The 21,489-nt window shown below is 63.2% G+C and carries 24 protein-coding genes and 1 tRNA gene; 11 read left to right on the forward strand and 14 right to left on the reverse strand.

From position 1 onward, the window contains the following. Positions 1–199, forward strand: a 199-nt coding sequence (locus JKL46_RS35245; protein ID WP_210381514.1) for a hypothetical protein, incomplete at its 5' end; no start/stop codon positions are given. A 178-nt stretch (positions 200–377) separates the two neighbouring features. On the opposite strand, the gene JKL46_RS30055 is transcribed toward JKL46_RS35245, so the two are convergent. Further along, entirely contained in the window at positions 378–761 is a 384-nt protein-coding gene (locus JKL46_RS30055; protein ID WP_201841192.1) for a DUF6455 family protein, read from the reverse strand. A 151-nt stretch (positions 762–912) separates the two neighbouring features. Between JKL46_RS30055 and JKL46_RS30060 the strand changes: the two genes are divergently transcribed. The 3 genes from JKL46_RS30060 (at position 913) to JKL46_RS30070 (ending at position 4,362) form a co-directional block, all read left to right on the forward strand. After that, entirely contained in the window at positions 913–2,370 is a 1,458-nt protein-coding gene (locus tag JKL46_RS30060; RefSeq protein ID WP_201841195.1) for a M10 family metallopeptidase C-terminal domain-containing protein, read from the forward strand. A gap of 76 nt (positions 2,371–2,446) precedes the next feature. Further along, positions 2,447–3,382 (forward strand): carbohydrate kinase family protein, encoded by a 936-nt coding sequence (locus tag JKL46_RS30065; RefSeq protein ID WP_201841198.1) that lies wholly within the window; start codon positions 2,447–2,449, stop codon positions 3,380–3,382. A gap of 47 nt (positions 3,383–3,429) precedes the next feature. After that, positions 3,430–4,362, forward strand: a complete 933-nt coding sequence (locus JKL46_RS30070) for a pseudouridine-5'-phosphate glycosidase (RefSeq protein ID WP_201841201.1) — start codon at positions 3,430–3,432, stop codon at positions 4,360–4,362. A gap of 3 nt (positions 4,363–4,365) precedes the next feature. On the opposite strand, the gene JKL46_RS30075 is transcribed toward JKL46_RS30070, so the two are convergent. Next, the gene (locus tag JKL46_RS30075) at positions 4,366–5,277 is read right to left on the reverse strand and encodes a histone deacetylase family protein (RefSeq protein ID WP_201841204.1); all 912 of its coding nucleotides are present in this window, start codon (positions 5,275–5,277) and stop codon (positions 4,366–4,368) included. Between the two features lie 29 nt (positions 5,278–5,306). After that, the gene (locus tag JKL46_RS30080; protein WP_201841206.1) at positions 5,307–6,197 is read right to left on the reverse strand and encodes an MYG1 family protein; all 891 of its coding nucleotides are present in this window, start codon (positions 6,195–6,197) and stop codon (positions 5,307–5,309) included. Between the two features lie 207 nt (positions 6,198–6,404). Here JKL46_RS30080 and copM point away from each other — a divergent pair, with 207 nt between their 5' ends. From copM to JKL46_RS30095, 3 genes are all read left to right on the forward strand, one after another. Further along, on the forward strand, positions 6,405–6,779 hold the full coding sequence (copM, locus tag JKL46_RS30085; protein ID WP_201841209.1) for a CopM family metallochaperone: 375 nt from the start codon (positions 6,405–6,407) through the stop codon (positions 6,777–6,779). Between the two features lie 117 nt (positions 6,780–6,896). After that, positions 6,897–7,202: a hypothetical protein gene (locus JKL46_RS30090; protein ID WP_201841213.1), complete on the forward strand. Its 306-nt coding sequence runs from the start codon at positions 6,897–6,899 to the stop codon at positions 7,200–7,202. A gap of 118 nt (positions 7,203–7,320) precedes the next feature. Further along, positions 7,321–8,331, forward strand: coding sequence for a ribonuclease Z (locus JKL46_RS30095; protein ID WP_201841216.1), 1,011 nt, complete (start codon positions 7,321–7,323; stop codon positions 8,329–8,331). A gap of 9 nt (positions 8,332–8,340) precedes the next feature. Here JKL46_RS30095 and JKL46_RS30100 read toward each other — a convergent pair whose 3' ends face one another. Next, positions 8,341–8,802: a DUF2726 domain-containing protein gene (locus JKL46_RS30100; RefSeq protein WP_201841219.1), complete on the reverse strand. Its 462-nt coding sequence runs from the start codon at positions 8,800–8,802 to the stop codon at positions 8,341–8,343. A gap of 145 nt (positions 8,803–8,947) precedes the next feature. Between JKL46_RS30100 and JKL46_RS30105 the strand changes: the two genes are divergently transcribed. Continuing rightward, entirely contained in the window at positions 8,948–9,643 is a 696-nt protein-coding gene (locus JKL46_RS30105; RefSeq protein WP_201841222.1) for a L,D-transpeptidase, read from the forward strand. Between the two features lie 222 nt (positions 9,644–9,865). Then, a complete protein-coding gene (locus JKL46_RS30110; protein ID WP_246529632.1) occupies positions 9,866–10,945 on the forward strand; it encodes a peptidoglycan L,D-endopeptidase MepK in 1,080 nt (359 codons plus the stop codon). Between the two features lie 17 nt (positions 10,946–10,962). On the opposite strand, the gene JKL46_RS30115 is transcribed toward JKL46_RS30110, so the two are convergent. Both JKL46_RS30115 and JKL46_RS30120 read right to left on the reverse strand, forming a co-directional pair. Then, on the reverse strand, positions 10,963–11,364 hold the full coding sequence (locus JKL46_RS30115; protein WP_201841228.1) for an RNA polymerase sigma factor region1.1 domain-containing protein: 402 nt from the start codon (positions 11,362–11,364) through the stop codon (positions 10,963–10,965). Between the two features lie 203 nt (positions 11,365–11,567). After that, positions 11,568–11,825 (reverse strand): hypothetical protein, encoded by a 258-nt coding sequence (locus JKL46_RS30120; RefSeq protein WP_201841231.1) that lies wholly within the window; start codon positions 11,823–11,825, stop codon positions 11,568–11,570. 118 nt (positions 11,826–11,943) lie between these two features. On the opposite strand from JKL46_RS30120, the gene JKL46_RS30125 reads away from it, so the two are divergent. Beyond that, complete coding sequence (locus JKL46_RS30125) at positions 11,944–13,911, forward strand: PhoX family protein (RefSeq protein WP_201841246.1); 1,968 nt, start codon at positions 11,944–11,946, stop codon at positions 13,909–13,911. 92 nt (positions 13,912–14,003) lie between these two features. On the opposite strand, the gene JKL46_RS30130 is transcribed toward JKL46_RS30125, so the two are convergent. The 7 genes from JKL46_RS30130 to JKL46_RS30160 form a co-directional block, all read right to left on the reverse strand. Then, positions 14,004–14,080: transfer RNA gene (locus JKL46_RS30130), tRNA-Asp, on the reverse strand. A 107-nt stretch (positions 14,081–14,187) separates the two neighbouring features. Continuing rightward, the gene (locus JKL46_RS30135; protein ID WP_201841249.1) at positions 14,188–14,412 is read right to left on the reverse strand and encodes a hypothetical protein; all 225 of its coding nucleotides are present in this window, start codon (positions 14,410–14,412) and stop codon (positions 14,188–14,190) included. A gap of 30 nt (positions 14,413–14,442) precedes the next feature. Then, a complete protein-coding gene (locus JKL46_RS30140; RefSeq protein WP_201841253.1) occupies positions 14,443–14,949 on the reverse strand; it encodes a peptide deformylase in 507 nt (168 codons plus the stop codon). Between the two features lie 44 nt (positions 14,950–14,993). Beyond that, positions 14,994–15,389, reverse strand: coding sequence for a VOC family protein (locus JKL46_RS30145; protein ID WP_201841271.1), 396 nt, complete (start codon positions 15,387–15,389; stop codon positions 14,994–14,996). 425 nt (positions 15,390–15,814) lie between these two features. Beyond that, the gene (locus tag JKL46_RS30150; protein ID WP_246529633.1) at positions 15,815–16,843 is read right to left on the reverse strand and encodes a hypothetical protein; all 1,029 of its coding nucleotides are present in this window, start codon (positions 16,841–16,843) and stop codon (positions 15,815–15,817) included. An 11-nt stretch (positions 16,844–16,854) separates the two neighbouring features. After that, positions 16,855–19,767: a penicillin-binding protein 1A gene (locus JKL46_RS30155; protein WP_201841303.1), complete on the reverse strand. Its 2,913-nt coding sequence runs from the start codon at positions 19,765–19,767 to the stop codon at positions 16,855–16,857. A 208-nt stretch (positions 19,768–19,975) separates the two neighbouring features. Beyond that, complete coding sequence (locus JKL46_RS30160; RefSeq protein WP_201841306.1) at positions 19,976–20,734, reverse strand: SDR family oxidoreductase; 759 nt, start codon at positions 20,732–20,734, stop codon at positions 19,976–19,978. 158 nt (positions 20,735–20,892) lie between these two features. Here JKL46_RS30160 and JKL46_RS30165 point away from each other — a divergent pair, with 158 nt between their 5' ends. Continuing rightward, positions 20,893–21,312, forward strand: coding sequence for a DUF1236 domain-containing protein (locus JKL46_RS30165; protein ID WP_201841310.1), 420 nt, complete (start codon positions 20,893–20,895; stop codon positions 21,310–21,312). A 73-nt stretch (positions 21,313–21,385) separates the two neighbouring features. On the opposite strand, the gene JKL46_RS37040 is transcribed toward JKL46_RS30165, so the two are convergent. Then, positions 21,386–21,489 (reverse strand): DNA translocase FtsK (locus JKL46_RS37040; RefSeq protein WP_201841313.1); only part of this gene is annotated, 104 nt, incomplete at its 5' end.

Below are 21,489 nucleotides of genomic sequence, written 5' to 3' on the forward strand. Positions count from 1 at the left end.
CGCCTTGGGAGCCGCGCCGCTGCAAGACGTGGGTGCCCGGGACAAGCCCGGGCATGACGGCGAGGGGGCGGGGATGATGGCGCAGGGTGGGATGACGGCGAGGGAAACGTCATCCCGGGAGGAGCGTGGCGCTGTCATCCCGGACGGCGCAGCCGAGTCGGGATCGCAAGACCAGGATGGCGCTGTCATCCCGGCGTAGGCCGGGATCCATAACCGCCGACGCCGCAGAACCATGCGCGACGCGGATCGTCCCGTCCTGAGACGACGCGGTTCCGGATCCCCGCCTGCGCAAGGATGGCAGCGTTGAGGTGCAGGCGCGTCGACCCGAAACCGATCCCGGATCGGCGCCGTCGTCCGGGATGACATGAGGACCTGCCTTACGGCCGCACCGCCCTCACCTCGCCCTTCAGCTCACGCAGCACCTCGGCATTCGGGCAGTACTCGCCAAAACGAGCTGCGGCGTTGCCTGCGTCGAGATCCTCGCGGCAGCGCACGGCAGCGGTGCAGCTGGAGCAGGTAAGGCTCATGTCGCGCATCAGGGCTGCATGGATCTTCCGGATCTCGTCGGTGTCGAGGGATAAGGCTCCCATGAGGCGCGGGAGCTCGGCGGCGGCGTCGGGGCCTCGGGCGACGAGGGCGGACAGCATTTCCGTCGGAACGCCGATGTCCCGGGCCAGCGCCTCGCGCTGCTCCTGACCCAAGGCCTCCAGTTCCCAGGCCTGAGCCCAGCGCCTCTGCCAATGCCTGACGGTATCTCTCATGGTCGCCTCCCTGGTTTCCGCCCATTTTAGCGGCGCGGAGGAAGACGGCTTTGATCCAGCGCAAAGTCATGCGGCTTTCAGCTCGAAATTGATACTTAATTACATTGACGCTATAATGCCGCGACAGGTTTTGGAGTTTGCGGGATCGGACATGAAGCGGAAGCTGAGGACTATCGCAGGCGCCGGAAACGATACCGTCGAGGTCAGGGCATCGGAAATGGCCCGCGCGACCCTCGACGGCGGCGACGGGGATGACGTTCTGCAGCTCGTCGGCGAAGGCAGCTTTTACTTCACGCCCATGGCCGGCGAAGCCACTGAAGCCGAAGCAGCGGCGAGCTTCGTCAATTTCGAGACCATCCTCGGATCGAATGCTTTCGACCGCATTTTCCTTTCCGGCGACCAGTTCGCCGGGTTGGACTTGATCGACGGCGGAGAGGAAGCGCCGAACTACCTGTTCCTGACCGGCAGCACCATCGACATCAGCACCGTAGCCATCGCTAATTTCAACGAGATCCTGCTCTATTCAGACAATGCCGTCATCGTCGCCGACGACCTCGACGTCGCCCGCCTGCTTACGGCGAAGACGACGAAGAATGACACCCTCAGGCTGACCGGCATCGGCGTGTCGGACGCGGACCTGCGCTTGTTCCACCAGCAGGGGTTCGACCGCGTCGAGTACGGGAACGGCCAGGTCAGCATCGACGGGGCGCCGACGATTTCCGGCATCCCGACCGGACAGCGCGAGATCCGCAGCGGGCAGCCTGTCGCGCTCGATCCGAACGGGGCGATCTCCATCACCGACGATTTCGGCTCGGTGCGCGAGATCCGCCTCGAAAACGCAGGCTCCACGAGCTTCGGCGCCTTCGAACTCGTGAACACGGCCCGGGTCACGGTATCGGGAGAGCATATCTCACCCATCGCGGTCGACGGTGTGATGATCGGGCACGCGCGGCCCACCGGAAACGGTGGGATGGCGATGAGCTTCCTTTCCGGCGCGACGACGCCCGACATCCTCAAAGCCATTCTCCAGGCCGTCGTCTACAAACCCGCCGGCACCACATCCGTGGGCCGCATCGAACATGTCACGCTCACGGTCACCGACGACGGCGGGCGGGCGGCGAGCGCGTCCATCGGCTTCCACCGGCTCCCCGATCCCGACGGCGTGGGCTCGGGGAACGACGTGCTGATCGGCAGCTCGGGCCGTGATACGCTTCAGGGTGGCGATGGGGACGACCGGCTCTACGGCAAGGGCGGCAAGGACTTGCTCGTCGGCGGCGCCGGCAACGATATCTTCGTCTTCGACACCAAGCTGAACAAGAAGACGAACGTCGACACGATCTCCGACTTCACCCTCAAGCAGGACCGCATCTGGCTCGACAACAAGGTGTTCACGAAGCTCGGCAAGGGCACGGAGAGCAAGCCCGGCAAGCTCAGCAAGGCCTTCTTCGCCTCGGACAAGGCCAAGGACAAGAACGACACCATCATCTACAACAAGAAGAAGGGCATTCTCTCCTACGATTCCGATGGTTCGGGATCCAAGGCGGCGGTGGAATTCGCGCAGGTGAAGAAGGGGCTCGCCCTCACCTACAAGGACTTCTTCATCGTCTGAAGCTCCCCCCTGTTGCGGCGCGCGCGGCCTTCCGCCATATGCTCCCCGGCGAGCAATCAGGCGGGAGGCCATAAGAATGGAGCCGGCGGCAAGCAGGGTGATCTGCATCGGCGGAGCGGCCGTCGACCGCAAATACCGAGCCATGTCGGACCTCCGGCCGATGACGTCCAACCCGGTCGCGTCGGAACGCTCGTTCGGCGGCGTCGCCCGCAACGTGGCGGAAAACATGGTTCGCCTCGGAGCGAAGGTGTCCCTTGCCTCGATCCTCGGCGACGACGAGAACGGCCGGTCGATGCTCGACGACCTGAAGCGCCTCGGCATCGACACCCGCCATATGGCGGTCTCCGAGACCCACGCCACCGCCGAATACGTGGCGGTGCTGCAGCCCGACGGCGAAATGGCCATCGGGCTTGCCGACATGGCGATCTTCGACGATTTCGCTCCCGCCCTGCTGGAGCCGATGAAGCCGGACCTCGGATCGGGTTGGATCTTCGCCGACTGCAACCTGCCGGCCGAGACCCTGCATCATCTCGTCGATCATTGCCGCCGACATTCCCTGACGCTTGCCGTCGACGCGGTCTCGACGCCGAAGGCGATGCGCCTCGCACGGGATCTCAGCGGCATCGGCCTGCTGTTCCTCAACCTGGACGAAGCCCGCGCCCTTCTCGACGATCCCGATGCATCGCCTGAAGCCGCCGCACCGGCGCTGATCGAGCGCGGCGTCGAGCGGGTCGTTCTGACGCTGGGGAGCAAGGGACTCGTCGCGGCGGATGGTGCCGGAAGCCGGCGGATCGGCTCCCTGAGCGCTGAGATCGTCGACGCCACCGGCGCGGGCGATGCGCTGATCGCCGCCACCCTCGTCGGCCTGCTCGATGGCCACGATCTGTACGAGGCAGCACGCCTCGGCACCGCCGCGGCGGCCCTGACGGTGGAGAGCGGCGCGAGCGTACGTCCCGATCTCTCCCACGCCTTGCTGGAGACGACATTGTCGCTTAGAGCGGCGGTCGGATAAGAGCCTTCGATTTTGCTTTCAATTCAGAATTTTGAACGGAATTCCTCATGAAACACGACATGGCCCGAGGCTTCCTCGATATAGCGCCCGAAGTGCAATCGGTCCTGAACGGCGGCGGTGCGGTCGTCGCGCTCGAATCCACCATCATCACCCACGGCATGCCGCACCCGCAGAATGTTGCGACGGCGCGCGAGGTCGAAGCGGTCGTGCGTGACAACGGTGCCGTTCCGGCGACCATCGCGATCATCGAAGGCCGCATCAAGATCGGGCTCTCGGATGCGGAACTCGACTGGCTCGGCACCGCGACGAACGTGATGAAGCTCAGTCGCGCCGACCTGCCCTACGCGGTCGCCGCAAAGCGCCACGGCGCAACGACCGTCGCGGCGACCATGATCTGCGCCCGTCTCGCCGGCATCCGCGTGTTCGCGACGGGCGGAATCGGCGGCGTGCATCAGGGGGTCGAGGCGACGATGGACATTTCCGCCGATCTCGACGAACTCGCCCGCACGCCGGTCGCGGTCATCTGCGCCGGCGCGAAGGCGATCCTCGACCTGCCGCGGACACTGGAATATCTCGAGACCAGCGGCGTTCCGGTGATCGGCTACCGAACCGATCGCTTCCCCGCCTTCTGGAGCCGCACGAGCGATCTCGCGGTTCCGTTGCGCCTCGACAGCCCGGACGAGATCGCCGGCCTGATCCGCACCAAGGAAGCGCTCGGGCTCGACGGCGGCGTCCTCGTCGCCAATCCGGTGCCGAACGCCGATGAGATACCGGCCGAGGACATGAAGACATTCATCGACAAGGCTGTGGCAGAAGCGAAAGCGCGCGGAATCGTGGGCAAGGCCGTGACGCCGTTCCTCCTGTCCCATCTGTTCGAGATGACCGACGGGCGGAGCCTCGCCACCAACATCGCATTGGTGAAGAACAACGCTGCGCTTGCCGCGCAGCTCGCAGGGTCGCTGGCCTCTCGCGCGGCGTGAAGCCTATTCCTTCTCGCTCCACGCTGCCATCGCTTCGAAGACGATGGCGTGGCGCTGGGCGAGCGCTTCGATATCGGGCGAATAGCCTCCGCCGATGACGGCGACGAGCGGGATCCGGCGGCTGCGCGCCTGTTCGATCACGTAAGCGTCCCGGCGGCGCAGGCCGTCGTCCGACAAAGCCAGCCGCCCGAGCTTGTCGTCGCGATGCGGATCGACGCCCGCATTGAAGAAGACGAGATCCGGTTCGATGGCATCGAGAAGACGCGGCAGATGCGCTCGGAGAACGTCGAGATAGGCATCGTCCTCCATCTGATCCGGCAATCCGATATCGAGATCGCTCGGGATTTTACGCACGGGATAGTTCTTCTCCGCATGCATGGAGAAGGTGAAGAGATCCGGCTCGTCGCGCAGGCAATCCGCCGTGCCGTCGCCCTGATGCACGTCGAGGTCGACGATGAGCGCGTGGCCGATCGTGCCCTCAGCCCGCAGCGCCTTCGCCGCGATGGCGACATCGTTGAAGACGCAGAAGCCGGCGCCGGTCTCGCGCTGCCCATGATGGCTGCCGCCGGCGGTGCTGCCGGCAAGCCCGTGCTGAAGTGCCAGGCGCGCGGCGAGCAGCGTTCCCGCCGCGGAAGCCCGGGCGCGGCGCACCACGCTGGCGCTCATCGGCAGACCGATGCGCAGCTCGGTTTCCCTGGGAACGGTGCAAGCGAGAACCTGATCGACATAGGTCCGATGGTGAGCCAGCGCGATCACGTCGGCCGAGGCTTCCTCGGGCGTGACGAAGCCGTTCGGAGCAAGGCCTTTGTCCGCGACGAGCTGCGCCAGCCGTCCATATTTCCGCATCGGAAAGCGATGGCCGTCGGGAAGTTCGGCCTGATAGGCGGGATGAGAAACGATCGGCACCTGCTTCATGCGCTCAACCTTTTCGGATGAGACCGTCCCTACTCGCCGGCGCGGATCGCCTTCTCGGCAAGCAGGACGGTGGATTCCAGCGAACGTGCCCCACAGATGAATCCGCTCGGATGACAGAAAACACCATCCCCTATCCCGGCCGCCCGGGAGAATTCCTCTTCCTGCAGGCCGCGCCAGGATTCGGGCAGGGACAGTCTCTGGCCGAAGGAGCCGGGTTCTGGCGGAATGGTCCGGCAGTACCAGGCCGTCGAATCCTCGTTGGGATAGATGACGAAAAGCAGATCGTGCAACTGCCCTTCGAACACTGCCTTTTCCCAGGGCAGCTTGCCGTCGAGGACGATGATCCGGGGATCGCGCGATCTTCGGGCAGCCGCCAGAACGAGCGAGAGCGCTCTCGCCTCGGCATGGGCCTGACTGCAGGCGCGCAGCAGGATCCCTTTCGCGAAATCGGCCGCGTCGAGGAAAGCGGAGTCATAGGATTGCTCGCTGTCCCAGGCAGGGTTGAATGCCTCTATCAGCAGCGCGAGATGGGTCTGGCCGGCGGTGGCGACGCCGTTATCGGCCTGATCGATGGCGAGAATGAAATTCGTGTCGATATCCTGCCAGACCGAGTCCAGCATGTCCTCGTCGATTCCGGGCGCGAGACGCGGCAGGGCAGAGCGCCCGAAATCGCGCCAGATCAGGCCAACGGAGCTGTAGGGGGTTCCATCCTGCCGGCGCGGAAGGTCGCGCATGTGATGATCGTAACGGCCTCGCGATACGTCATATTCCCCACCGACATCGAACACGAGAGCGGCGGCCTCGATCTCAGCCATGTCGCGGGTGCGCACAAAATTGAACGCACCTAGAGCTTCCCGCAGGATGGCAAAGGCAAAGACATCGTCGGCATGAAACGTGCCGCTATGGGTTACAACCTTCATCCCGCTCTCCCCGACCGCAGCCGGCATCTCCCTGGAATCATGCAACTCTATTCGCGCATAGCAGAGCTATCAGAAGAAGATAAGCCACAACAATCACATCCTTTAAGCTGAAGGTGCCTCTAGCCCTTTTGCTCCGCTGGGCGCTTGACCTTCCCAGCATGGAAAGGTCCAGAGCCGAGGAAACCTCGGATTGAAAGGATCCCGACCATGAAGTTCAGTCACTTCGCCCTCTACGCCATGATTGCCATCCAGCCGGCTGTTGCATGGGCGCAGGGAACCCATTCCGGCCACTCGACGCCCGCGCAGACCGCACAGACGCCCAATGCATCCTCAACCCAGGGTTACCGCCTGGCCAATGAGGCGATGCATCGGAACATGGACATCGCCTTCAGCGGCGATGCCGATGTGGACTTCGTACGCAGCATGATCCCCCACCATCAAGGCGCCATCGACATGGCGAAGGTCGCGCTGCAGCACTCGAAGGACGAGCAGATTCGCAAATGGGCGACCGATGTGATCCGCGAACAGGAGCGCGAGATCGCCGAAATGCAGGGCTGGCTGAGAAAGAAGGGCGTGCAATAGTCGGTATTGTCTTGCCGGCTGCTTTTACTCGCCCGGCCGATATGCGACACGGCTGCCACGAACGCAGGGGTTCGAGCGTTAGTGCATATCCCCGCGGGCGAATGGAAAGGATAAACGATGTTCACGCTCACGATCAGCGACAAGCCGGTTGCCATCACCAATGCCGATGAGGATGAAGCCCGCGAGCTCCTCATGAGCGACGATTTCAAGGAGGATCTCAAGGTTCTCGAGAGCGACGGCGCTCCCCTGTGGGACGGCTTCGCGACGCTCAGTGTCCGGGCAGCCACGGACGAGGAGAAGGCCGAGTTCGAGGATGCGGATTTCGATGATGACGAGGACGAGGACGACGATGAGGAGGAAGGCCCCTACATCATGTTCCTGGTCGACGTGACCGACCCGTTCGAGGCGGAAGACGAGGCCTAGCCTTCGGCCCAGCCTGGCGTTCTGAGATTATTTTCGACACGGCCGCGTCCGGACCCTCCGGGCGCGGCATTTCTTTTCCCAGAGGGAACGCTCCCGCGATCTTGGCCGTTTGCCCGGAATGAGTTGGCTTGTTCAACCTCGCCTCGTGAACGACCCCTTCAGCGATCCGGGGGTCTATCTCGATTTTCGCTTCGGCCGCCGGGCGATCCTCTTCGACCTCGGCGATGTCGGCGCGCTCTCCACGCGCGAACTGCTCCGCGTGAGCCATGTCTTCGTCTCACATACCCATGTGGACCACATGGCCGGTTTCGATCGGCTGTTTCGACTCTGCCTCCACCGCCCCACCCCGCTGACTCTCGTCGGCCCGCCTGGCTTTGCCGCACAGGTGGAGCACCGGATCCGTGGATTCACCTGGAACCTTCTCGACGAGAACTCGGTCGGCTTCTGCCTTCGTGCCATGGATTACGACGGCACCGTGCTGACGAGGGCTGCCGAGTTCCATGCCCGCGAGGCATTCGCCCGGCGCGATGCTGTCCCCCCGGATTTTGCGAAGGGCGTCGCCTGGAGCGAAGACGAGTTCAGGATCGAGTCCGTCGCACTGGACCACGGCATCCCATCTCTCGCCTTCGCGCTGCGAGAGGTGATCCAGGTCAATGTCTGGCGTGGCGTGCTGGCGGAGATGGATCTGCCCCCCGGTCCCTGGCTCAACGAGGCCAAGCGGGCGGTACGTCTCGGGATGCCGGACGACCACAGGGTGGAGACGCCTTGTGGGACAGGCATCGAGCTGGGCGACCTGAAGGGCCGCGCCCTCCGCGTCGCCCCGGGCCAGGCGGTCGTCTATGTCACGGATGCCGCTCCGCATCGGGAGAACCATGAAAAGATCCTCATGTTGGCTCGCAATGCCGACCAGTTCTTCATCGAGGCCGTCTTTCTCGAACGCGACCGTCCCCTGGCTCTCGCCTCTCACCATCTGACGGCCTGGGACGCAGGCGACATCGCCCGTGAGGCGGGCGTCCGGCATCTGACGCCCTTTCACCATTCCGCCCGCTACCTCTCGGAGCCGGACGTCCTGCGAGAGGAGGCATTCGCGCGATTCAGGACCTATGAGAGGGAGCCTCTCAGCGCTTGATGAGAATTCTCATTCCGGTCTGAACACCGCCTCGTGGATCTGCCGCGGGTCAGGCCGCCGCCCGGAATTGAAGCGGATCACCCGGTAGCCGCAGGATTTCAGCACTTTGTCACGCTGGGCGTCCCGGCGGGCATCGTGGGAACGGTCGTCGAGTTCGACGACCGCGAGGACCTCGATGTTCCTGACGATCACCCAATCGACGCGGGTGTTCGAGATCTTCTTGAACGCCATCCAGAAGGCGCGGCTGCCCTCCTTCGCATCGGGGCGCACGAGGGCGAGGATCGGGACCTGCGGCCAGATCTGGCAATCCGGACATGCCGCGAGAAGACGCTGATAAAATTCCTGCTCGTTCTCGGTCATGATGGAATGGCGCCGATAGCGCGGCTTGCGGGTCCAGACGAGGACCAGCACGAAGACCATGCCGAGCAGGGCGATCCCTGCGAGCCATGACCACGAAAGATTTTCGATCATCCCTGCCGCCCATCCGTACCCGGCCTCGCTCAAACGTGAACGGCCAGGCTTTCTTTAGCCCGGAAGCATAGCAGCTAGCATGAAACCGGGATGCGTGGTCCTGCGTCTTCTTATTGTCGAGTTAGGAAAAGTCGGGGAGACGATCATGGACCTCAGCCGCCGAACCTTCCTGGTCGGAGCGACAGCCGCGATGGGCTCCGCACTACCGACGGGCCGCAGCTTCGCTCAGTCGATGCGCGAGATGTCGGCCTACCAGCGCATGTATGGACCGGTCGACGACGATATCTTCCCGATCCCCGGCATCGATCTCTCCCGGATCAAGCCAGCCTATCTCAGACGCGTCGTTCAATACGACACGCCGGAGGCGCCCGGAACGATCGTGATCGATCCGCAGACCCGCTATCTCTATCTCGTCATGCGCGACGGCATGGCGGTGCGCTACGGCGTCGGCGTCGGGCGTTCAGGCTTCAGCTGGTCGGGCTCGGCCACCATCAAGGACAAGCAGGAATGGCCGGACTGGTACCCGCCGAAGGAAATGTTCGGACGGCAGCCGGAGCTGATGGATCAGATGGGCGAACTCCCCGGCGGAGCCGGCATGCCCGGCGGTCCGGGCAATCCCCTCGGCGCGCGTGCGCTTTATCTATGGCAGGGCAACAAGGATACCCTCTATCGCATCCACGGTACCTTCGAGCCCTGGACCATCGGCACGAACGTGTCGTCCGGATGCATTCGCATGATCAATCAGGATGTGATCGACCTGTACAATCACACGCAGACGGGAACGAAGGTGGTTGTGCTATCGGGTCGCAGCAGGCGCAATCAGACCGCATCTCATAGCTGATTAAGCAAAAAGGTACGTTTCGCGCCTATTTTTGCCATGGTTAACGATCACACGTCGCTCAAGGGACGCGGGAATTAACAAACCATGGCGAGAATTTTCGCCCGATCCGACCGATCGGTGGGCGGATGCAGGTCGAAGCCTGCATCCCGCCGCAGCCGCTTGTCGCGCCGACATGGCCGCCTTGCAATCGGCCTTCTTGCGACAGCTTCGACTCTCCTGCTGATGACGTCGCTTCCGACGCAGGATGCCGCCGCCTTCGGCGAGACACGCACTCTCAGCTTCTTTCATACCCACACGCGCGAAAGCTTGACCGTGACGTTCCGCCGGAACGGTCAGGTCGACGAAGGCGCTTTGAGCCAGCTCAACTGGTTCCTGCGCGACTGGCGCGTGGAGAAGCCGGCGCAGATGGATCCGCGCCTGTTCGATATTCTCTGGGAGGTCTACCGGGAATCCGGTTCGTCGCAGCCCATCAACATCATCTCCGCCTATCGCTCGCCCGAAACCAACGGCGCTCTGCGTCGCCGCTCGAGCGGTGTCGCCGAGCACAGCCAGCACATGCTCGGCAAGGCCATGGATATCCGCCTGCCGGATGTGGAGACAGGCCGCCTTCGCGCCATCGCCATGAAGATGCAATACGGAGGCGTCGGATATTATTCCTCCTCAGCCTTCGTCCATGTGGACACCGGTAACGTGCGCGCCTGGCCGCGCATGACCCAGCAGCAGCTCGTGCAGCTGTTCCCGGACGGCAAGACCCTGCACCTGCCCTCGAACGGCAAGCCGCTGTCGGGCTACGAGCTGGCGAAGGCGGAGATCCCGGCCCGCAATGCCGCCATGGCCACGCAGGCCTCCGCAGGCAGCGGCCCATCCATCGGCGGATTGTTCGCCAATCTGTTCGGCCGCAAGAATGCCGCGCCGACCTCGGCACAGGAACCGGCGAAGCCGGCCACCGCGACGTTGGTCGCCTCCGCCGATCCGGAGGCCATCCCGGCCATCGTTCAGACCATTCCGCTTCCGCCGCAGCGGCCACGCGAGATCCAGCTTGCCAACGCGCTGGTGCCTGAACTGGCTTCCGATGCCCTCGACACGGTCGTCTCGGCTCCGGCGCCGAGCATCGTCCCAGGTCCCGACGCCATCATCGGCTACGATGCTGCCGCGGCGGTAAAGTCGCTGTTCGAACCGAAAACGGCGTTCCTCGATCTCGGCTTCTCATCCCGATCGCGAGAGCAGCTCAGCGTCACGCATTTCAGCGGACCGGCGGTGAAACCGCTGCCCATGATCGAAGAGGCACGGGCGGAACTCTGATCCGTCCGCCTCGCAAGTTAGACGCCGAACAGCACCACGAGAGCCGCTAACAGCACGAGAACGAGAAGGCCGGATCCTGCGACGGCCCAATGAGACGCGCCATTCTGACCTGAAGCTTTCGACGCATCTGCTCGAGGTGCGGCGCTCTTCTGGAGGGATCCGGACTTTCGCTTCATGCGCGCCGCCGCGGAGCGGTCCGGGAAAGGGATGATCTCAGCGGTTCTGACCGACGCAGGCTCGGCCTTCGGGTTCGGGTCGGATAGGCTAACGTCCAGTTCGACAGGCACCCCGGCCTCCTCCAGATGGACAACGACCAGGGCGATCTCCTCGGCACTCATGGCATCGACCGGCAGATTGGCCTGGAGGTCATGGTTCGTGAGATGACCCTGCTTGCGACCAAGTACGATCAAGCGGTCCATGAGAGTATTGTCGAATGCCGGCTGCATGAGGACACAACCCCATTATGGCTATTGGGCGGAGAAAAGGTGGGAGCCTCTTCCGACGCTTTGCGCTTGAGCTAACGCAACAATAACCCCAGACGTTGCACAGGGAAAATGCCCTGAGCACGATTTTGGCGGAGCATTAGTCGTAAGTTCAATAAAATTGGGCAACTTCGACCCGCCTAATTCTTCGTAGCGCCGGAGGCTTCCTGAAGGGCCTCCTTCTCGCGCCGGACCTGGTCGGACAATTGCTCCGCGATGGCAACGAGCTTGCCGGCGGTCAGGTCCTTGCCATGAAGCTCCACATGACCTGCGAGCCCGACCGTGAGAAGGGACTCGAACACCATGTCGGCCGGGACGCCCTTCCGGATCAGGTCGATGGCGACCTTCTGCCATTGATCGGACAATTGCTCTTTGAGTTCGGAAACATCGTTGCTCATCTCGAGACCATACATGATTGGGTTTGGGATGTCCCGCATGCGTCGAGATTTATGGCACTGTCACCAAGCTTACATGGAACCGTTCTAATCGGGCTTGTCCCCAAACGGAGAAGCCAACATGGACGAGCACAAGGGCCGCCTTCGCGCCAGCGATCTGGAAGATTCCGGCGATCCCGGAATCAATCCGACTCACAACCTGACGATGGGCGAGATCATCGCCAGCCGCTTCAACCGGCGCGATCTCCTGCGCGGCTCCCTCGCCGTCGCCGCCATTTCCGCCACCGTCGGCACCCGTGCCCTCGCCGCCAACGAGCAGCCGACCAAGAGGACTGGCGCTGCCTCCTTCGACTTCAAGGAAATCGAGGCCGGCGTCGACCAGACCCATCACGTGGCCGAAGGCTACGACGCCAAGGTGCTTCTGCGTTGGGGCGATCCACTTTTCCCCGATGCGCCGGAATTCGATCCCGCGAGCCAGACGCCCGAACGCCAAGCCCGCCAGTTCGGCTACAACACCGATTTCGTCGGTTATATCCCGATCGATGGTTCGAGCGACCACGGACTGCTCGTGGCGAACCACGAATACACCAACGAGGAGCTGATGTTTCCGGGCGTCGGCATCCAGGACGCCAAGGACGTCAACTTCTCGAAGATGACCAAGGATCTGGTGGATATCGAGATCGCGGCCCATGGCGGCGCGGTGGTCGAGATCCGTCGCGTCAACGGCGAGTGGCAGGTGGTCAAGGATTCCAAGTACACCCGCCGCATCACAGCCGACACGCCGATGGAGATCACCGGCCCGGCCGCTGGTCATGACCGTATGAAGACCTCCGCCGACAACACCGGCCGCAAGGTGCGCGGCATGATCAACAACTGCGCCGGCGGCGTAACGCCCTGGGGCACCTGGCTCAGCTGCGAGGAGAACTTCAACGGCTATTTCTGGGGCGCACTGACCGACACCCATCAAGAGGCGAAGAACTACAAGCGCTACGGCATCGGCACGCCGGCCTATGCCTGGGGCAAGTTCCATGACCGCTTCGATCTCGCCAAGGAGCCGAACGAAGCCAACCGCTTCGGCTGGGTGGTCGAGATCGATCCGTTCGATCCGAACTTCGTGCCCAAGAAGCGCACCGCGCTCGGCCGCACCAAGCACGAGGGCGCTGCCGGTATCACCAACAAGGACGGCCGCTATGTGATCTATCTCGGCGACGACGAACGCTTCGACTACGTCTACAAGTTCGTCACTGCCGGCAAGGTCGACCCGCAGAACCGGGCAGCGAATTTCGGCCTGCTCGACGAGGGTACGCTTTACGTCGCCAGGTACAATGCGGACGGCAAGGGCACCTGGCTGCCGATGATCCATGGCCAGGGACCGCTGACGGAAGCGAACGGCTTCAAGAGCCAGGCCGATGTACTGATCGAAACCCGACGCGCGGCGGACCTTCTCGGCGCGACCAAGATGGACCGCCCCGAGGATATCGAGGCCAATCCTCAGACGAACCGCATCTACGTCATGCTGACGAACAACACGCGCCGCAAGGACGATCAGGTGGATGCGGCCAATCCGCGTGCCAACAACGCTTTCGGCCACATCGTCGAGATGATGCCCGATGGCGGCGATCACGCCGGCACCGCCTTCACCTGGGAAGTGTTGGTGAAGTGCGGCGATCCCTCCATTGCCTCCGTCGGCGCGACCTTCTCGTCGGAGACCACGAAGAACGGCTGGTTCGGCATGCCGGACAACTGCGCGGTCGACAGCCAGGGACGTCTCTGGATCTCCACCGACGGCAACAACGCCAAGGCGACCGGTCGCGCGGATGGATTGTGGGCCCTGGAAACCGAGGGCGAGATGCGCGGCACGTCCAAGCACTTCTTCCGGGTGCCGGTCGGCGCGGAGATGTGCGGCCCGTTCTTCACGCCGAATGACGAGACCCTCTTCCTCGCCGTTCAGCATCCGGGCGAGGCCGAGGAAGGCGCTCCTGCGAGCTTCGACAATCCGATCACCCGCTGGCCGGACTTCAAGAACGGCATGCCGCCGCGTCCCTCCCTACTGGTGGTGACGAAAAAGGGCGGCGGCAAGATCGCCTGATCGTTCCGAACGACAGGGCCTTGAAACGGATAAGGGAGCCCATCGGCTCCCTTGTTCATTCGCACTGAGCGACGCGGCCGGAGTGGAGAAAGTGGCGCGGGCGACGGGGCTCGAACCCGCGACCTCCGGCGTGACAGGCCGGCACTCTAACCGACTGAGCTACGCCCGCGCATTTCCTCGCATCGCTTGCCGGAAACCGGCATCGCCGCGATGGAGGCGCGCTCGTAGCGGTGAATGAGCACGCTGTCAAATGACGCCTGGATTATCCCCAGCCCCCTACTCCCTCGTGCTGATCGAGAAAACCTCGTAGCCGGCTCCGTTGAGAACGCGCACGGCCTCGATCTGCGGATCGCGCGATTGCGGGCGGCGGGCGAGCGAGAACACCTTCTGGGCCCTCTCCTTCGCCTTATCCAGGGAATCGGTGCGAACCATGATCCGCCGGATCACGCCGCCGCCCGCCTCCTCCGAGGCGATGGTCTCGATGCGGTAAACCTCAATCACGTTTGTCAGTACTCCACCAACGCCGCTCCATCAGCGCACCGCGATGCGCTGGAGCTTTTCGAATCGCTTGATCAGGCGATCCCGTTTCAACTTCGACAGCCGGTCGATCCAGAAGATCCCGTCGAGCTGGTCGATCTCGTGCTGAAGGCAGACAGCCATCAGGCCTTCCGCCTCCTCCTCATGCATCGAACCGTCGAGGGACCTGTAGCGCACCCGAACCCGTGATGGACGCTCGAGTTCGTCGGTGACGCCCGGCATCGACACGCTGCCCTCCACATGCCGGATCGTGTCAGGCGAGGCCCAGACGATTTCGGGATCGATATAGATGTGGGGATCGAGGTCCGTTTCCAACTGGATGATCACCAGCCGTTGGAGGATCCCGACATGGGGCGCCGTGATGCCGATACCGGGAGCCGCATGCATCGTCTCCGTGAGATCGCGGGCGAGCGTGCGGATTTCGTCGGTGACGTCGCCGATCGGCTGCGCCACTTGGCGTAGGCGGGGATCGGGAAAGCGGATGATCGGACGGACAGCCACGGCGGGTCTCGCGAACGCAAACGAAGGAAATGCAGGAGTTCTTTCTATTTGTAACGCCCGCCTCGCTGCAGCACCTCGAACTTGTAGCCGTCAGGATCCTGAACGAAGAAGAACCTCGCCGCAGGCTTGCCCTCAAGCTTCAGCTCCCGGAGCGGCGTCGGATTGAGCCCGCCGGCTTCGAACCGCGCGTGCTCTGCCTCGACGTCGTCCACCGACAGCGCCAGATGGCCGTAGCCGTCGCCAAGCACATAAGGCTCGGTCCGGTCATGATTGACCGTCAGTTCCAGCTCGAATTCGCTCTCTTCATTGCTCAGGTAGAGAAGCGTAAACCCCTCGAAAGCTAGACGTTCCGCCACTTTGAGGCCGAAAGCCTTCTCGTAGAAGACAAGAGAGCGCCGCTCGTCCAGCACGCGGATCATGGAATGAATGGCCTTGGCCATGAGACCTCACCTTCCGGTCACCCCGATGGCGGGGAGACGATGACAACGTTGTATCGAGGGGAGATAGCAGCCGCTCCGCGAGAACGAAAGGCCGTCGAAGCTTAAGGGCTCGGTGTGCGCCCTACAAAAAGCCTTCCCCAGCAGGGCCGGGGAAGGCAAGGTCGGGAGGAAGAAACGCAGGCTGCAAAGCCTGGATATCAGTCACACCTGCCACCAGAAGGTGAAGAAAGGCAGTGAGAACCCGGAAAATGGCGTAATCAAGGAAAGTTGATTCCTGCCAAGGTTTGGAAAATTAGTGGTACACAGGAACCTGAAGCGGGCTTAGCGCTTGTTTGGTTACGGAGGCACCATTCCCCGCAACCCCTTGTCGCCTCCGCACACTCACAGCCCCGTCCGGCAGGTCTGGAACGGGGCTTTTTCTTGGCCTATTGCCCGAACCCGTCGGCGATGGCGCGGATCCGGTTGCGAACATAGTCCGGCAGACCGGCGCTGATCGAATTTCCGGAATTGAAGGAGCTCTTGCCCATGAGAACCTGGGCAGGAATGAGGTTCCGAAGGACCGGAACGCTTTCGAACTCCTTCTTTCGTTCCAGCACGTCGGTCTCGACGGCGAGCGCCATGAACACCGTGGCGATCGTCCTGTTCGGATCGGCGGGATGGTCCTGCAGAACCGCCAGCAGCTTGCCGAACTGCATCACCTGGTTCACATGAAAGATCGTCTGCTCGAGGACGCCGGCAACGGGCGTCTCGATGCCGGTCAGCTTCGTCAGACCGGACCGATCGATCTCCTCCGGAGGCAGGACGCGGATCTCGGTTTGAAACTCCATGAATTCCGAGATCTTCTTGCCTCCTTCCTCGAGCTTGTTGGCAAGGCGGATGCCGACGGGCAGCTTGCCTTCAAGCGGATAGCGGGATTCGATGCACAGGCTTCCCGGCGCCTCGCACCAACGCCCGTTCGGGAGGCGGTTATGGGCGCTCTGAGGATCGACCTGGGGTGCCGCCTGATCGGCCGTGATGCGGCGATGCTTGATCGACGGGTCGATCTTTTCCAGCACGTCGAGGCTGGTATAGCGCGCGAGGTCGATCGCGCTTGGCGGCTTTTCGATGAGGAACCGTGCTTCCACCACATACATGTGGAGCTTCTCGGTGTAGGATTTCGGGATGCCGTGAACCGAGACCTTGATCGTCGGCTCCATGTAGCCTGGGAACAGGCTCAGGAACTGCTTCTGCAGGGGCCTGTCGCGTCCCCAGTCCTCGAACTTGATCAGGCCAGTGCCGGCATCCGCAAGCTTGTCGTCCCGATGATCGCTGAACTGGATCGTTCTCGGCTTAAGCCTCGCTGGAGCCACCGCGGCGACAGACGGAACCTCCTCGATCTTGAAATCCTGGGCAGCGACCGCACCGGCGGAGATAAAAAGAGCGGCGAGAGCGAGCGGCACCCGTCCCAAAAGCATCGTCGATCTCATCAGTAAACCTGTCCGTTGCGCCAGAAGTAATCCGGGTCGACGCGGCGCGGCCTGCGGGGAGGATCCTCCTCCCACCACCAGCGAAAGCTCCGCTCGGGCTCTGCCGGCCGGCGTGCGGAGGGAGCGTTCTGGCGCAGATTGTCGAGCCATCCAGGCCCCTGCGCGTAGGGGCCGTCCTCATAGTAATCCGGCCCGTTTCTCTCTTCCCCGTCGCTCCACGGCTCGGGGTTGCGGAAGGCATAGACCTCCGATTGAGACACGAGGCGGAATTGCGTCTCCGTGAGGCGACCGAACCAGTTCAGGCGAAAATACTCCATGAACGCCCTGCCCTGTCCTTCCGTCAGTCGGTCTCCGGTATTCAGATCGATCGGCATCGCGATCAGGTGCCGAGCTGCCTGCGGCGAGGGCGGGCTCAGCGGAGCCTTCGGCAGGTGGTGCTCCCAGGCCGCTTGAATAATGGATTGGAAGATCGGAGCGGCCACCTTGCCGCCGGTCTGTCCGCGTCCGAGCGTGCGGCGTCTGCCCTCGGCATTGTCGTGCCCGACCCATACGGCGACGGTGACATCGTTGGTGAAGCCGACGAACCAGGCATCGTTCTCGTCGTCGGACGTCCCGGTCTTTCCCGCGACATAGGGAGCGAGCGCCTTCAGGGAATGGGCCGTACCACGCTCCAGAACGCCCTGCAGCATGCTCTTCAGCTGATAGAACGCGGCCGCATCGGCGGAGCCTAGTCGCACGGGCGAAGCGACCTTGCGCTTGTAGACGATGCGTCCATTTTCCTCGACGGATTCGATGGCGTGCGGCACCGGCAGCACACCCTCGTTGGCGACGGCAGCGTAGAAGGCGGCGAGATCGAGAATGCGCACCGGCTGAGCACCGAGCACGAACGGATAATACGGCGTGCATTCCAGATAGAGCTGCGCCTCGAGGGCAAGCTCGCATACCCGCTTCAAACTCTTCTCCGGCGAGGGTTCAATTCCGCCGTCGAGCAGGCGCGCCGTCACAAGGTTCTTGGAGTTTTCGAGTGCCCGTCGCAGGGTCACGATGCCGGATCGGCCGCCATCGAAATTCTTCGGGCTCCAATAATCGCCGGGCCGGGCATTCGCCTCCCCGGCCACTGGCGGCAATGTCACCGGAGCATCCCAGATCAGAGTGTTCGGCTGCAGGCCTTTGGAAAGTGCCGCAAGATAGGTCAGCGGCTTGAAGGCGGAGCCCGGCTGGCGATGGGCCTGCGTTGCGCGGTTGAGTTGGCTCAGCGGGTAGGAGAATCCGCCCACCATGGCGAGGATGCGGCCGGTCGCGTTCTCGAGCACGACCGCTCCACCCTGGACGGCGGGAGGCGTGCGCAGATCCGCACGAACGGCGCCTTTGCCCTTCTGCTCGACGAGTTGAACCCGCACCACGTCATAAAGCTTGAGATCGCGGCGGGCCGTGTCCCAGGCGTTCAGCGGCAGGACGCGGCCGTCGCTCAACCCGACCCGCAGCACATTCGCTCCGGTCTTGCGGTCCTTCCCCTTTTCGATCACCACGGCGGCTGTCCAATGCACGTCGTAGAGCGGCAGCCGCACCGCCTCCAGCGCGCGTCGCCAGGCTGGAACGGCAGGAGCATCCTTCGAATCCGCCTTCGGACCCTGAAGCGCCTTGACAGCATCCGCGATATTCGCCTCCGCACCCTGATAGCGCTGGCGCCCGACGCTCAATTCGTAACGCGCGAGTCCTTCCTGAAGAGCTGACTCCGTTGCCTCCTGCAGAGCCGGATTGATGGTGGTGCGCACCGTATAGGCGCCGGTCGTCAGGCTCTCGAGATCGGCGAGCGTGCGCGCATCGCGGCTGACATGGTCGACGAAATAGAAACCTGTGGTGCGCCGCAGGCGTTCGTATGGCACGCGTTCAGGCAGGGATGCGACCGCACGCTGCATCTCATCGGGTTTCAGGAACGCATCTTCCTGCATGCGGCTCAGCACATAGGCCATGCGATCCTGAGCACGCTCCGGCTGGGTATCGGGATTGTAGTAGTTCGGTCCCTTGGCGAGACCCGCCAGCAGCGCGCCTTCGGCAACGGAGAGCGCCTTCGCGCTTTTCCCGAAATAGCTCAGGGCAGCCATCTCGATGCCCCATGAGGAGCGCCCGAGATAGATCGAATTCAGATAGATCTCGAGAATCTCCGCCTTGGTGAGCACGCGCTCGATGCGCGACGCCACGATCATTTCCCGCATCTTGCGGTCATAGGTGACGTCGTCGCCCACGAGCAGGTTCTTTGCAACCTGCTGGGTAATGGTGGAACCGCCGGCAGGCCGCCCAGGATTGGCCAGATTGCCTACGAAAGCGCGTATCACGCCCCGCTCGTCGATGCCCCTATGCTGATAGAAGCGCTTGTCTTCGGCCGAAACGAAAGCTTGCTGAACGGTTCTCGGGATGTCGGACAGGGGAACGGACATGCGCCGGTGATCGGGCTCGAACACTTCCGCGAAGCGCTTGCCGTTCGCGTCCAGGATGACGCTGACGCCGGGCAGCTTCAGCCCCTTCAACTGCCGCGCATCGGGAAGCCCGGCCACGGCGGCATTGTAGTAGGAGATCACCTCGCCGAGATCGACCGGCGACGGCTCGACCTTCTCGTCCTTGCAGAACTGCCGGTAGCTTGCGTGAAGGTCATTGAAGCTCAAGCCCTGCAGCACCTTCAGATCGCCCGCGATCGCCTGCGGATCGTCCATGGCCGTGGCGATGAGATCGTCGAGATTGATGTCCTCGATATCGAAGGCCCGCCGCATATGCGTGCAGCCCTCTTTGAGGATCTGCGCCACCGCCTCCCGATCCCGAGCGGGGTCGAAATTCGTCCTCACCGTATCCGGATCGACAAGAACCTGGCTCAAGGTCAGGGCAGTCGCGAATATCTTGACGAGGATCGCACTCATTCCGCCGCCGTCATCGGATCTCTGCACTCCCCGTGAAAGGTTTCCGGGACGGTCTTTCGGGACATGTCCCGATGCCCGGGCGAATCCTGCCCCGGACAAGCTGAATGGAAGCCGTACATCGCGGCTGTTTTAGGACTGGGCAGCGACGGGAAAAGGGGCGGTCGAGCTTAATGCCCCGACCGGACGGCAACCTTCACGGCAATGTGTCTCATCCCCGGCCGACGAACGGCATCTTCGTCGCCATGACGGTCATGGTGAGTACGTTGGTGTCGAGCGGCAGGCCAGCCATGTAAAGCACTGCATCAGCCACGTGCTTGGGGTCGATCCGCGGCTCCGGCGCCTTGGTCCCGTTGGGCTGAAGCACTCCTTCGACCATCCGCGCCGTCATCTCGGTCGCCGCATTGCCGATATCGATCTGGCCGCAGGCGATGTCATAGGCACGGCCGTCGAGGGAAGTGGACCTCGTCAGGCCCAGGACCGCATGCTTGGTGGCCGTATAGGGCGACGACAGGGGGCGCGGGGCATAGGCCGAAACCGACCCGTTGTTGATGATCCGTCCGCCTCTAGGATCCTGATCCTTCATGATCCGGAAAGCCTGCTGCGTGCAGAGAAAGGTTCCTGTGAGATTGGTCGCCACGACCGCCTGCCACTGCTCAAAGGGAACGTCTTCCAGCGGCACGGCTGGCGAGCCGACGCCGGCATTGTTGACCAGAAGGTCGAGCCGCCCGAACGCCTTCTTCGTGGCGGCGAAGAGCGCGGCGACGGAGGCCGGATCGGTCACGTCGGTCGGCACGATCAGGGTCTGGGCGCCGTCGACGGCGATCTCTCCGGCTGCCGCCTCGAGGGCGTCACGGCGCCTCCCGGCCATGGCAACTTTGTAGCCCGCTCTCGAGAGGCCGGCGCAGATCGCTCTTCCTACCCCGGTGCCGGCCCCGGTCACGATTGCGATCTTGGAGCGCTCAGCCATTGTATCCTCCCCGTTTCCGTTGATGTTGCCATGAGAGATGCATGCGACGGTCGGATCGGCAAGCACGAAGGGCCCACCTGCGCACACCTTTGGAAAGATTGAAGGAACCGGCCAAGCTTTTCCGCGTTCGCATGGTGCTAATCGGAAAGGAATCCGTCATGCGCAATCATGTCCTGAATACAGGTGTCCTGTTGGCTCTTCTGGCTCTTCCCCTCGCCGCCTGCCAGACCGGCACGGAAACGGGTGCGGCGGCGGGCGCCGCAGGTGGCGCGGTGACGGGTGCCGTCGTCGGCGGGCCGATAGGGGCCGTTGTCGGCGGAGTCGCCGGCGCGGCTGTCGGCAGCGTGCTCTCCGCAGAGGAATCGACCCGCGTCCGCACCTATGTCGTCGCCGAAAGGCGTCCGTCGATGCGCGTCTCGGAAACGGTCGTCGTGGGACAGCCCGTTCCCTCCCGCGTCCGGCTCTACGACGTCCCGCCAAGCGTCGGCCTGCGGAACAGATACAGCTACACCGTCGTGAACGATCAGACCGTGCTGGTCGATCCGCAAACCCGGACCGTCGTTCAAGTCCTCCAATAATTCAATGCAAGGTCCCGAATACAGAAAGGCGGCTCTCTGAGCCGCCTTTTGTTTTTCCTTCCGCTGAATCGGATCAATCGTCCGTGTCCAGGTGATTCATCAGAATCTCGCGTTTGCCGGCGTGGTTTGCGGGTCCGACGATGCCCTCGTTCTCCATGCGCTCCATCAGCGAGGCGG

It is taken from the genome of Microvirga zambiensis WSM3693 (assembly GCF_016735695.1).
GTDB classification, from domain to species: Bacteria; Pseudomonadota; Alphaproteobacteria; order Rhizobiales; family Beijerinckiaceae; genus Microvirga; species Microvirga zambiensis.